This is a genomic window from Clostridium nigeriense (assembly GCF_900086595.1).
Taxonomy (GTDB): Bacteria; Bacillota; Clostridia; order Clostridiales; family Clostridiaceae; genus Clostridium; species Clostridium nigeriense.
The window spans coordinates 1,420,947-1,434,487 of record NZ_LT575472.1 but is presented as its reverse complement, the minus strand read 5'-3'; the positions used below and the strand labels follow the sequence as shown (position 1 = coordinate 1,434,487).

At 27.3% G+C, this 13,541-nt stretch carries 9 protein-coding genes; 1 reads left to right on the top strand and 8 read right to left on the bottom strand.

Translation table 11 applies throughout. The features are described 5' to 3' along the window. Positions 1-77 precede the first annotated feature (77 nt). Positions 78-1,298, bottom strand: coding sequence for an amidohydrolase (locus BN6774_RS06795; RefSeq protein WP_066891646.1), 1,221 nt, complete (start codon positions 1,296-1,298; stop codon positions 78-80). A 281-nt stretch (positions 1,299-1,579) separates the two neighbouring features. Between BN6774_RS06795 and BN6774_RS06790 the strand changes: the two genes are divergently transcribed. Next, positions 1,580-3,877 carry an EAL domain-containing protein gene (locus BN6774_RS06790; protein WP_066891643.1) on the top strand — a complete coding sequence of 766 codons (2,298 nt, stop codon included), beginning with the start codon at positions 1,580-1,582 and terminating at the stop codon, positions 3,875-3,877. A 145-nt stretch (positions 3,878-4,022) separates the two neighbouring features. On the opposite strand, the gene BN6774_RS06785 is transcribed toward BN6774_RS06790, so the two are convergent. From BN6774_RS06785 to BN6774_RS06755, 7 genes are all read right to left on the bottom strand, one after another. Further along, positions 4,023-5,822, bottom strand: coding sequence for a peptidoglycan-binding protein (locus BN6774_RS06785; protein WP_235829589.1), 1,800 nt, complete (start codon positions 5,820-5,822; stop codon positions 4,023-4,025). Positions 5,823-5,976: 154 nt separating this feature from the next. Beyond that, positions 5,977-6,687, bottom strand: coding sequence for a trehalose operon repressor (gene treR / locus BN6774_RS06780; protein WP_066891640.1), 711 nt, complete (start codon positions 6,685-6,687; stop codon positions 5,977-5,979). A gap of 34 nt (positions 6,688-6,721) precedes the next feature. Next, entirely contained in the window at positions 6,722-8,386 is a 1,665-nt protein-coding gene (gene treC, locus BN6774_RS06775; RefSeq protein ID WP_066891637.1) for an alpha,alpha-phosphotrehalase, read from the bottom strand. Between the two features lie 74 nt (positions 8,387-8,460). Then, positions 8,461-9,870 (bottom strand): PTS system trehalose-specific EIIBC component, encoded by a 1,410-nt coding sequence (gene treP / locus BN6774_RS06770; protein ID WP_066891634.1) that lies wholly within the window; start codon positions 9,868-9,870, stop codon positions 8,461-8,463. Positions 9,871-10,120: 250 nt separating this feature from the next. Beyond that, the gene (locus BN6774_RS06765; RefSeq protein WP_066891631.1) at positions 10,121-11,140 is read right to left on the bottom strand and encodes a glycoside hydrolase family 130 protein; all 1,020 of its coding nucleotides are present in this window, start codon (positions 11,138-11,140) and stop codon (positions 10,121-10,123) included. Positions 11,141-11,173: 33 nt separating this feature from the next. Next, positions 11,174-12,259 (bottom strand): SGNH/GDSL hydrolase family protein, encoded by a 1,086-nt coding sequence (locus BN6774_RS06760; RefSeq protein WP_066891629.1) that lies wholly within the window; start codon positions 12,257-12,259, stop codon positions 11,174-11,176. Between the two features lie 11 nt (positions 12,260-12,270). Then, positions 12,271-13,389, bottom strand: coding sequence for an SGNH/GDSL hydrolase family protein (locus BN6774_RS06755; RefSeq protein WP_066891626.1), 1,119 nt, complete (start codon positions 13,387-13,389; stop codon positions 12,271-12,273). Positions 13,390-13,541 lie beyond the last annotated feature (152 nt).

Sequence of the window (13,541 nt, the reverse complement as noted above, 5' to 3'; positions counted from 1 at the left end):
ATTATACTAAAAAATAATTTTCTAAAATGAAAGGTTGATTTAATCCTGTTATTAGATTAAATCAACCACTATTTTAACTATATGTTTTTAAATATAAATCTACCATCTTTCATAAGTGCATTTCTTTTTGATATCCTTGCTATTGCTTCTGCTGAACAAGATGCATCACAAAATACTATGTCTGCTTTATCATCAGCTTTAGGCCATAATACCTTACCATCTTTATCTAAAATTGATACCCCATTTGTTATTAATTTTAGATATTTATTTAAATTATACTCTTCTATTACTCCAAATTTCTCACACATTCTACTTAACCTTTGTAATAAGTCACCACTACCAAAAGGACTCCAATGATCATTAATATTATCATTTATTATATTAACTTTAACTCCATAATCACTTATAAAAGGAACTGGTGGGCAAGCTACATCTATAGGTGATGTTGTAGATAACTCTACACCTAATTCTTTCATAGATTCGCATATATCAGCTAAATCATTCTGTTCTAAGTCTCCTAGACAATAACCATGACTTATAGTAACTCTATTTTGCCACTTTGCTTCTTCTACAACTTTTAAAAGTCTTTTTATAACATAAGCTCCTAATGTTCCTCTTTCATGCAAATGTATATCTATATCTGAATTAAACTCTACAGCAATATTCATCATTTCATCTATAGATTTATTTATATTATCATCTATAGTTGCTGGATCTAATCCACCTACTATATTAGCTCCATTTCTCATAGCATCTTTCATATAACTTATACTATTACTTCTTAAAAGACCATGCTGTGGAAAGGCTACCATTTCATAATTAACCTTATCTTTATAATCCTCTAAAGCTCTAATTACTCTCTCCATATTTCCCAGTCCTATTATAGGATCAACATTGCATTGAACTCTAGTTTCAGTTACTCCATTTTCTATAAGTAAATCTAATAATCTTTTTGCCTTAACTTCTGTATCATCTAAAAAATTAGGTAAAAATTCTTCCTCTTCTTTTATTCTATCAAATACACTAGTAAACGGTGTACAAGCACTCCATTTACCACCATAATAGCCTTTATCAAGATGTATATGCCTGTCCTTAAATGATGGCACAGCTAGCATACCCTTCATATCTATCTTTTCAATTTTTTCTTTAAAAGTATTTTTTTCATATATTCCTTCAATTTTTTCATTACATATTAATATATCTTTACTTTTAGTCTTTGTGCCTATGACAATATTTTTGTCATATATAAAACCATCTTCTAATAATACGTTTTCTAATAAAACCTTTTGTTTATTCATTTCAAACACCCTTTATCTATTTTATTATATATTTATTATGAATATATTTTATCATCTTTTGAATATATTTTCACTCACTATCTATTAAATATTATCTATGATACCTTAAAGTTTATATTTATTTTATAAATTCTCTCATTCAATTATAGACTTAAACTTTAATTCGAGAACAATTTGTGTTATAATTCTATTAAATATTTGTTATGATTTGGGATTATTTTTTTCTTTAATTTATAAATTATCATTTTTTCTTTAGGGTAATTTTATTAAAGGAGTTAATTATGCAAAAATATTTAAATGAAAATATTGTTCAAAAAAATCTTTTTAGAAGAACAATTATAACGATCACTATAAGTTTGCTACTAATAATTTTTTCTTTTATCGAGATATTGGCACTTCAAAAAGCTAATACTAAATCATTTTATATAAATTTAAAAGCTTTAATAAATGAATATAAAATAAACTTAAAAAATCAGTTTAACTCAGACTTTCAATCCTTAAGAGCATTAAGTTCATTTATAGATAATAATAATTTACTCAACTTTGCTACTTTACAAGATGGAAGCTATTATAAAAATACACAAAATGAATTTGAAAGAATTTGCTATTTTTCTATTGATGGATCTAATACTCATTTAACTTTTCCTCAAACAATTGAAACCAATTTAGATATAAATGATTTGAATCCTGAATCAAAATTAGTTATAGAAAAAGCTTTGAAAGGTGAAAATTCAATTTCTGAAGTTTTTTATGATAGTGACTTAGGTATAAATATTATAATTTACGCAATTCCTATATATGATAATAATGGTAACATAATTGGTTGTCTAACTGGTTCTAAAAAACTAGATATATTTCAAAATATATTAAATCAAAAAACTCTTTCTAATTATGTCCTTGACATTGATTGGATTAATAGTAAAGGTGAGTTTATTACTTGGTCAAAGCACAGTCTCATAGAAGAAAAAATTCAATCTATATATTCTGATTCTTATATATCAGATAATGAAAAGTTAAATATACAAAAAAAAATTAAAGAAAGAGAATCATATAAATCTGAAATCAATTATGAAGGTAATAGCTATCCTTTATATATAGAGCCTCTTAATTTGAATAATTGGAATTTAATTTATGTTGATAAATATAATAACTTTAAAAGTCCTGTTTACTCCTTAATACAAACTATTATTGTTACATTGTTAATTGTTACTATAATAATAATTTTTTTAATTTTATTCTTATATAAAAGCTTATTAATATATAATAATGATTTAATAAAATTAGTCTGTTATGATGAAACGGTGGGATGTTACAACTTTAAAAAATTTAAATACGAATGTTCTAAATTATTATTAAAAGATAAAAAATATAGTATAGCTACACTAAACATTAGAAATTTTCAATACATAAATGAAATAATAGGACGTCATAATTCAGATTTATTATTAATGAAAATCTCTAAGGTTTTAGAATCAAGTATAAATGTCAAAGAAGTTTATTGTCGTTATAATTCCGATCAATTTTACTTATTAATTAATGATATTGATAAAGCTAATATTAAAAGACGTTTAACTAATATAATGAATAATATTTGCAATTCAATTTCCGATATAAATATAAAATATCCACTTACTTTATACTCTGCAGTAGCTATAAATGATTTAAACTCTTCTTTCATAGATATAAATAAAGATTTGCTAACTAATTTGATCAGTAATGCGGACTTTGTTCAAAAACATATAAAAAAACGTTATGTAAATATAATAAATTTTTACGATAAAAAAATGCACGAAACTGAAAACTTCAATAACTTAATAGAAAGTACTATGGAAAATGCTTTAAAAAATAATGAGTTCAAATTATTTTTACAACCTAAAACTGATTTAAAAACAGGTAATGTTTTAGGAGCAGAAGCTTTAGTTAGATGGATAACTAATGATAGAACTATAATCTTTCCTGATAAGTTCATTTCTCTATTTGAGAATAACGGTTTTTGTATTCAACTAGATTTGTACATGTTTGAAAAGGTATGTGAAAAAATTCGTTACTGGATAGATTCGAATATTCAACCAATAACAATATCAGTAAATCAAAGTAAACTTCTATTTTATAGAACAGATTATGTAGATAATATCATGAAAATAATATCCAAATATAATATACCAAGAAACTTAATTACTTTAGAAGTTCTTGAAGGTATGGCTATTGAGAATTTAGATGAATTTAATAAAACAATAAAACAATTACGTTCTAATGGCCTTAAAATATCTATGGATGACTTTGGAAGTGGTTACTCTTCATTAAATACTCTAACAAGTATTGATATAGACGAAATTAAATTTGATCGTAGTTTTCTTAATGAAAAATCTCCTAATAAGAGAACAAAACTTGAGTTTACCTTTAAAAATATTGTTAATTTGGCTAAAGACTTAAAAATCTCTACTGTTGTTGAGGGTATCGAAAGTAAAGAAGATGAAATATTAGTGAAACGTATGGGATGTGATTATGGACAAGGTTATTATTATAGTAAACCTCTTAGTTCAGAAGAATTCGATTTAAAGTTTATGAAAAAAATATAATATATATTAACTGGGTTATTTAAATAGCCCAGTTAATATATATTTAAAATTATAATGCTATTTGATATTTAGACACTTTATTTTTAATTTTTATATTAACTCGTAATTTCTTTATATACTTCTAATTCTTTATAAATTTCATTAATTAGCTAAAATTCTCCTTAATTACCTCTCTATAAATTTCATATAATTTGTCCCACGTTAATGGTCCTACTATTCCATCTGCTATAAGACCTTGCCATCTTTGAAAGATCATTATAGCTTCTTTAGTTTTCTCTCCAAATATACCATCAACACTTACCTCTGGAATAAACTGATACTTTTTGTGTATTTCATTTAACCATTCTTGAATTAACCTTACATCCTCTCCTCTTTTTCCCTTCTTTATTAAGTATCCTGGATATTTAATAAATTCTCCTGAACCAGTTAATATATATGGTTCTATAATTTTATAAACTTCTATTAGTTTACTCCAAGTCTTTGGTCCTATAATTCCATCATCATCTAGGCCAAACTCACTTTGAAACGACTTAACAACTTCCTCCATATTCTTATCAAATTCTCCTGTTACTTCTATTGGAAGAATATTATCATAAAAAGTTCCTATAGCCTTTAATAGGAATTGAGCATTTTTTACTTCTTCACCTTTATCGCCTAACCTCAAAATATTAGTTGGTACTTTATCTGGTAATGGTAATTTTTCTCCTTCAGAATTAAGTTCTGCTAACTTTTTTACTCCTACATATATTTGAGATATTTTATACCATGTTTTCTTTCCAACAATTCCATCTGGTGTTAAATTAAATATCTTTTGAAATGTCTTAACAGCATTTTTAGTTGCTTCATTAAATTCTCCATTTTCATTTGTTATCTCTGGAATTCCAGGATAATTCTTTCTTATTCTATTTAATTGTTGTTGTATTATTTTAACATCCTCACCCTTATCCCCTAACTTCAATGCTTTTCCAGGATAAGACTCAATAGCCCCTTCAACGTAATCAGCAGTTCTTATTTCAATATTATCTCCATAATATTTTTTTAATATTTGATATGCAGAATCACCATTATTAGCATAAGTCACTGTCCCCCATTGTGATAATCCATCACAAGTAACAGTTGTTCCATTGCAATATTGAGCAAGTAAAGGCTCCTTAAAACCTTTTCTACTTATATACTCATTAAATATCTCATCCACAACATCACTTATTGTATCAAAATAATTTCTTCCATTTACAAAATAATGATCATATGCTGTTGAGTTTGTTATGTCAAAATCATATCCTCTACTTCTATACCATTCAGTATAAATTCTATTTAATGTAAAAGATATTTCAGCATATATATTACTTTTTAAAGCCTCTTTCGGCCATGTAGGATATATTTCACTTGATGCAACATTCTTTATATAATCAGTAAATGGAACCGTCACATTCTCAGCATATGATGTAGGCGTTCCTAAATGAACTGTAATATATTCAGGAATAACTACATCCTTTAGTAATTTTGAAGAAGCATCACTCTTCAAATTCTCAAAATCCTTTTCTTTTTTTAACAAGCTAGGTGGTAAAGTCAAAGCATTAGGTGGAATATCTATAACATCTATAGAGCTTTCTCCCCTAACTTTTGGTGTCATTTGAACCTTTTGAATTGATGTTACACCACTAAATATAGGTATTCCCTTTATATATTTGTTTTGAAATTTATTACTTAAAATAATTGCATCATAGGTTTTATATGGTTTAATTGCCACATCTGGTTCTTCTGAAAGATATTTATCATAAGTATATAAACTTATTGGTTTAGTTTTTCCATCATTATCAACCTTTACAACCTTATTGCTAACTAACTCGGCTGTATCTGTGTTAATTATAATTATTTCTGCATCAGTTACAGGTAAAGATTCTTCACCAACAAATAAAATAAATTGTAATTTACCAAAACTCATTTAATCACCTTAATTTACTAATTTTATACCAATATATTAAATTTTTATTCTTATGTGATTTTTTAAATATACAAAAAAGAGTATTAACAATTTAATTTTGTTAATACTCTAAATTAATTTCTTAAAATATAATAAACTCTCTCTAATACTATAATTAATGTCTTCTTGCAAAATCTACAAAAACAAACTTATCTGGTCTATGTCTTGACTCCGTATATTGAAAAAGACTTGTGTCATCTAAATAAGTATAGCTTTTAACTACAACTATCATTTCAAAACCCTTCATATCTAGATATTTTTTGTCTTCTTCCGTTACATTTTGAACTGTTATTTCTTTTTTTGCATATGCAATTCTTAATCCTAATACATTTTCAAAATACTCATATAAAGAATCTCTACATATTTCTTCTGTAAGATTTTCAACAAACTTCTGAGCAATATAATCCTTATCTAATATTACTTTTTCACCATCTATTGATCTGGATCTTATTATATCCCAAACCTTATCTTCACTATTTAGTTCTAGACTTGTTAGTATGTTTTTATTAGGATTAATGCATTCAAATCTTTCTACTATAGTCTCTATTCTTCTTCCCAATTTACTTGAAAGCTCTTTAAAACTTACTACACCTGATACAGGAAAGTTAAACTTATTAATATCCAAAACAAAGGAGCCTTTCCCCTTATTTTTTTGGATATAGCCATTTTGCTCTAACATATTTAAAGACTTTCTTACAGTATCTCTTGATACATTATACTCATCCATTAATTCCTTTTCAGATGGTAATTTATCATTAGGTTCATATTCCTTATTTTCTATCTTATTAACTATGATATTATATATATTTAAATACTTTCTATCCATTTTATCACCATAGTTATTTTATCATATATTCCATCTAATTCTCAATATAATATGCTATAGATTCATAAGGTCTAAGTAATATTTCTTCTGAAAGTTCTTTAGAGTTCTCATAGTTAGACAAAAGTACTGTTGATTTTTTACTTTCCTTTAATAAATCTTTTGGAAGATTTACTATAGTTTCTTTTGGATAAAAATTATTTAAAACCACTAATATTTTATTTTCATATTTTCTTGTGTAAGCTAATACTGTATCACTATCCTCTAGTATCATTTTAATACTACCTTTTGAAATAACATCATATTTTTTTCTTAATGATATAAGCTTTTTATAATGATAAAATACTGAATCCTTATCTTCTAAAGCATTTTTAGCATTTATACTTTTATAATTTTTAGCTACTGGGATCCAAGGTGTACCTTTAGAAAACCCTGCATTTAAATCATCATTCCATTGTACTGGTGTTCTTGAATTATCTCTTGATTTAGACTTCAATATTTCTAAAATCTTATCTTCATTTTCTCCCTTTTCTTTTAAAATATTATAATAATTTATAGACTCTACATCTCTATATTCTTCTATAGTGTCAAAATATGGATTGGTCATTCCGAATTCTTCACCTTGATAAATATATGGAGTCCCCCTCATCATGTGTACTGTAGTTGCAAGCATCTTAGCGCTTTCTTTATGATATTCTTTATCATCTCCAAGTCTTGATACTATTCTTGGCTGATCATGATTGCACCAGAATACTGCACTCCATCCATTACCCTCTTGCATTTCTTCTTGCCACTTCTTAAATATATCCTTAAGCATCTTAAAGTCAAAATCCATTAAAGTCCATTTGTCTCCATTTTCATAATCAACCTTTAAGTGATGGAAATTAAATACCATAGAAAGTTCTTTTTCATCTGGATTAGAATACCTTATACAGTTTTCTACTGAAGTTGATGACATTTCTCCCACTGTTATGATGTCTTCATATTTACCAAAAGTATTTTTATTAAGCTCTTTTAAATACTTATGAATATTTGGCCCATCTGTATAAAATTTTCTTCCATCTCCAACGTAATCATCTTCAAAGTTTTCTGGCTTAGATATAAGATTTATAACATCTAATCTAAATCCTTTTATCCCTTTTTCAATCCAGAAATTAACTACTTTAAATATTTCATTTCTTACTTCTTCGTTATCCCAATTTAAATCACCTTGAGTTATATCAAACAAATGTAAATAGTATTCATTAAATTTCTCTACATATTTCCATGCACTTCCACCAAATTTAGAAATCCAATTTGTTGGAGGTTCACTGCCATTACCTTCTTTAAATATATAGAAATTCTTATATTTTTCATCACCTTCCATAGCTTTTTTAAACCAATTATGTTCAGTTGATGTATGATTAAATACCATATCTAGCATTATTTCTATATTTCTCTTTTTAGCTTCTTTAACTAAGTTATCAAAATCCTCCATAGTTCCCATTCTTGGGTCTATATTATAATAATCTTCTATATCATATCCATTATCCTTTTGTGGAGATACATAAACTGGAGTTAACCATATATAATCTACACCTAATTCTTTCAAATAATCTAATTTTTCTATTACTCCGTTTATATCTCCAATTCCATCTCCATTTGAGTCATTAAATGATTTAGGGTATATTTGATAAACTACACTTTCTTTAAAGTTTTTCATGTTAAATCTCCTTTGTTTAGCAAATAAGGACAATGGAGCTATTATACTAACAGCACCATTATCCAAGATTTATTTTATATTTCTAATTTTTTCTTACCAACAACTAAAGTTAATACAAATGGTACTACTATGGCTACTAACATAGCTACTAAAAACATAAGCATATGTTGTGGCTTAATTGAAAGAATTCCTGGAAGTCCTCCTATTCCAATTGCATTAGCCATAACACCACTACCTACTGATATTATTGCTGCTATTCCCGAGCCTATCATTCCACATATAAATGGGAATCCATATTTTAAGTTAACTCCAAATAATGCAGGTTCTGTTACACCCAAGTAAGCTGAAATACATGCTGGTATTGAAACTTGTTTTTCTTCTTCTTTTTTTCTTTGTAAGTAAATCATCGCAAGTACTGCAGAACCTTGAGCTATATTAGATAAAGCTATCATCGGCCATAAAGATGTTCCTCCTACTTGAGCCATTAATTGTAAATCTATTGCATTGGTCATATGGTGTAATCCAGTAATAACTAACGGCGCATAAACAAAGCCAAAAATTCCTGCAAATAACCATCTAAATGATGAAGTTAATCCTGAGTACACTACTTGTGAAATAACGTCTCCTATTTTCCAACCAATTGGTCCAAGTATTGTATGTGCTACAATAACTGCTGGTATTAAAGCAAAAAATGGAACAATTATCATAGAAATTGATGCTGGCGATATTTTTCTAAAGAATTTTTCAAGATATACAAGTACAAACCCTGCAAGTATTGCTGGTATAACTTGTGCTTGATATCCAATCATATTTACCTTTGCAAAACCAAAGTCCCAAAATGGAATTTCTGCTCCACTTGAAACAGCATAGGCATTTAATAGTTGTGGTGATACTAATGTAATTCCTAGTACAATTCCTAAAATTTGAGTAGTACCCATCTTCTTAGATATAGCCCATGTAATTCCCACAGGTAGGAAGTGGAATATAGCCTCTCCTATTAACCACAAGAAATTATAAGTACCAGCCCAAAATTGTGATACTTCAATTAAGGTTTTAGTTCCATCTTCAAACATCTTAACATCACCAATGATGTTTCTAAATCCTAATATTAATCCTCCAACTATAATTGCTGGTATAAGAGGTGAAAATATTTCAGCTAAATTTGCCATAAGCCTTTGCATAAATGTCATATTTGACTTAGCTGCATCCTTTGCATTTTCTTTGCTAACTCCCTCTACTCCAGAAACTTTTACAAAGTCATTATAAAAATCTCCTACAGTATTTCCTATTATTACTTGAAACTGTCCTGCTTGAATAAAAGTTCCTTTAACAGACTTTAAACCTTCTATTTTTTCTTTGTCAGCCTTAGTAGTATCCTTTAATACAAATCTCATACGAGTTACACAATGTGTTACCGCACTAATATTTTCTTTACCACCTACGTACTTTAATAATTCTTTTGAATCATCAATATACTTTCCCATATAATTTCCTCCCTTAAAACTTGTACGTACATCTTCTTTATGACTCTATATTAACTTATACGTACATGTTTGTCAACACTTTTTGAAACCATTTTCATTTTTTTAATATTTATTTTAACCATTTTATGAAAATTAATGTTATAACTCTAAATATTATAAATAATAAAAAATTAAAGAGCTGTTAAAAACAGCTCTCAAGGTTAAAATATTATATTTTCTTATTTTGATTTTATGATACGACTTTTATTTTTTATTTAAATTCTATATTATCTCCATCTACTAACTCAGAATTTTCTTTTATATATTGTACTAATTCTTCTACTTGAGCATATGCTACTGCTACGTAGGTATCTGCTGCCCCATAGTAAATTGCAATTCTTCCTGTTTCAGCATCATGTAATGTTGCACATGGAAAAGCTACATTAGGAACAAATCCTGTTGTTTCATAATCCTTTTCTGGTGTTAATAAATAATCTCTTGTTCTATATAAAACTTTTGATGGATTTTCCTTATCTAGTAAAGCTGCTCCCATACTATATACAAATCCATTACAAGTTCCAGATACACCATGATAGAATAATAACCATCCTTCAGTTGTTTCTATTGGAGTTGCTCCACCACCAATTTTAGTAGCTTGCCACCAGCCAGATCCACCTTTACTCATAACTCTTCTATGTCTTCCCCAGTGAACTAAATCTGGACTTTCACTTATAAATATATCTCCAAAAGGAGTATGTCCACTATCACTTGGTCTGCTTAAAAGCATATACTTTCCATTAATTTTTCTTGGAAATAAAACTCCATTTCTGTTAAATGGAATAAATGGATTCTCAAGTCTAACAAATTCTTTAAAATCTTTTGTTGTACCAAGTCCTAGAGATGCTCCACCAAATTCAGCACACCATATTATATAATAAGTATCTTCAATTTTTACTAATCTTGGATCATATGAATAATTAGGTTGATACTCATTTCCCTCTTCGTCTTTCCAATGTATTTCCTCATCTTCAATATCCCAAACTAATCCATCTTTACTTCTACCAACATGTAATTGTGGTTTTCCATTTTTATGATCAGCTCTTAATATTCCAATAAATCCTTCTTTATATGGTAATACTGCACTGTTAAATATTCTTGCAGTTTTCTTTGTAGGATTCCAATTTATAATTGGATTTCCTTCATGCCTCCATACAACACCTTCAAAACCTTCTGGTTTATCTTGCCACGGCATTTCCTTTAAATTTTCACCTATTATTTTTACCTTTTGCATAATTAACCTCCCAAAAATTTAATTTATATTAATTTATATTTTCCAAATATCCTCACCAAAAGATTTAATAAAATCTATTAGTTCATCTGCCATCTCCTCAGCCTCTGATATTCTAATATGCCCAGGAGTACCAGCTCCATTTCTTTTAAATTTAAATCTAACTATTTTTTTATCATTTAAAGATTCAACCATTTCATCTAGAGCATCATCCCACCCCTTGCTATGACACAAAATAGTTGTTATAACTATAAACAAAGCATTTTCATATTTACTTCTTAAATCTCTTATTATTTCAGCATATTTAGATTTCCATACTTCTCTCTTCTCTTTATCTTCATCTATATAATTATTAGGGTGTGCATCATTTTGCCCTAAAGCCATAATCACTACATGAGGAGTATATTTTGAAAAATCCCAATTATTACACTCTCCTAATTCTGGATTATATCTTAACTTATCATAAGTAGACTCTAATCCTAAATAACCTTTTGATGGCACAAAATAACCACTTCCGTCCATTACCGCAATTCCACCTTGTGCATTATTATTTATTTCTGCATCTAACTTTCTTGCTGTTATCATTGAGTAGGAATACCACGAATTAGAATAAATCCCTTCATGACCTTCTGGATCAATTTTCCCCACACAATTTATTGCTTCAGAAACTTCTCCTGCCGATACTGAATCTCCAAAGCATTCAATTTTTCTATCTTTTCTTTCTCCATATGACTCAATATAGCAATCTTTATCAAGTACTAAACCATAAAAATCAAAGTAATGTGCAGAATCAGATCTTTTATATAAAATTAAATCATGTATCTTATTTTCTAATCCTTCTGCAATATCTATTACAATAACTTTATGATGTTCTTCAATTACTACTTTTCCTTTTATTTTCTCATCAATTATATATCCAATAGCATTTTCATAATGATTATGATAATTTTTAATTACTATTTTTAAGCTTGTACCACTAAACTTAACCTTTATATTACTACCGGCATAAATAATAGTAGGTGCTTTAGGATTCTCAAAATCCACTCTTCCCATATATTGATATTTATAGTTATCTCCCTCTATAAATTCACACTTTCCTCTATCAATATTTTCTAAATACATTTAATCACCTCTTAAGAGACTAAAAATCCCATTATATATATTTCATTTTTATATTCATCATCAATTAAATTTATTTCTATACTATGATTATCAAAAGAATCTCCTTGTGCTAAGAGCTCTGTTGCTGAATAATCTCCCCATCCATTATCAAAATAAGTATCTATAATAATTGGTTCATTTCCATCTACAGTAACCTGCATTTTACCAGCTGTTTTTTTAATAGATTTTTTATATAATAAGAATATATTTTTTCCTTTTAAATCTACTCTTATTACTGCCTTATCACCTTTAACCCTACTACTATTCCATCCGTCACAAAAAACTTGGAACCCTTTAAAATCTTCAAGAATTCCTTTACTTTTATCAACCTTCAAATTTTTATTATTTTTTATTTCTCCACAAATATAGTCTTCTCCAAAAACTGGGTCTCCTAATTCTATTAATTTATAATTTACTTCATTATTAAATTCTTTATCTAAGTCATTATATATATTTTTTATAAAATCGATTAACAGTTCTGATATTATAAAATGCCCATAGTCATTTGGATGAACTTCATCTGTAGCTACATCTTGCCACTTAAATCTTCCATTTTTAATTTCTTTCTGTATGGTATCTCTAAAGCTTATCATTGGAATATTATATTTTTTCCCTATTTCTATTTGTTGTTCTTGCACATTACTTCCATCAAAATTACTCATAAATACTTCTATTATTGCTGGGTGATTTTCATTAGATAATATTCTTCTTACTAAGCTTTCATAAGCTATTTTGTCATAAATGCTACTCTTATCGTTTACAGCAAAATCAATAAATACTATATCTGGATTATGTGATAGCACTTTTTTTACTCTATGTACTCCAATTATTGATCCTGTTGCTCCAACACCAGAATTAATACAATTTATATTTATATTTTTAAAGGTCTCTTTAAACCAAGAATAAGTTCTACTTACATAGCAATTTTCCTTAGTTGTAGCATTACAACCTTGTGTTATTGATCCTCCCACAAAAGCTATAGTTATATCTTGTCCATTTTTAGCTTTATCTATAACCCTTATAAGTCTTGATATATCCCCCTTACTAACTAATGAATTCTTTATCATTTCCTTTGTAATTATATATTTCATATTAAACCTCCATTAAAAACGCTCCCCTGAATTAGTATACTTCAATTATACATAAAATATATATCTATATCAATAAAAATATATATTTATATTATTTTTATATATTCCTACTATAAAATATAAATTTTTTTATAAATTTATAAAAAAAGAAA

What these genes read in the sequence shown, in the direction of transcription:
- BN6774_RS06795 (WP_066891646.1), bottom strand. Translation starts at nt 1,298, where the DNA reads ATGAATAAACAAAAGGTTTTATTAGAAAACGTATTATTAGAAGATGGT.
- BN6774_RS06790 (WP_066891643.1), top strand. Translation starts at nt 1,580, where the DNA reads ATGCAAAAATATTTAAATGAAAATATTGTTCAAAAAAATCTTTTTAGA.
- BN6774_RS06785 (WP_235829589.1), bottom strand. Translation starts at nt 5,822, where the DNA reads ATGAGTTTTGGTAAATTACAATTTATTTTATTTGTTGGTGAAGAATCT.
- treR (WP_066891640.1), bottom strand. Translation starts at nt 6,687, where the DNA reads ATGGATAGAAAGTATTTAAATATATATAATATCATAGTTAATAAGATA.
- treC (WP_066891637.1), bottom strand. Translation starts at nt 8,386, where the DNA reads ATGAAAAACTTTAAAGAAAGTGTAGTTTATCAAATATACCCTAAATCA.
- treP (WP_066891634.1), bottom strand. Translation starts at nt 9,870, where the DNA reads ATGGGAAAGTATATTGATGATTCAAAAGAATTATTAAAGTACGTAGGT.
- BN6774_RS06765 (WP_066891631.1), bottom strand. Translation starts at nt 11,140, where the DNA reads ATGCAAAAGGTAAAAATAATAGGTGAAAATTTAAAGGAAATGCCGTGG.
- BN6774_RS06760 (WP_066891629.1), bottom strand. Translation starts at nt 12,259, where the DNA reads ATGTATTTAGAAAATATTGATAGAGGAAAGTGTGAATTTATAGAGGGA.
- BN6774_RS06755 (WP_066891626.1), bottom strand. Translation starts at nt 13,389, where the DNA reads ATGAAATATATAATTACAAAGGAAATGATAAAGAATTCATTAGTTAGT.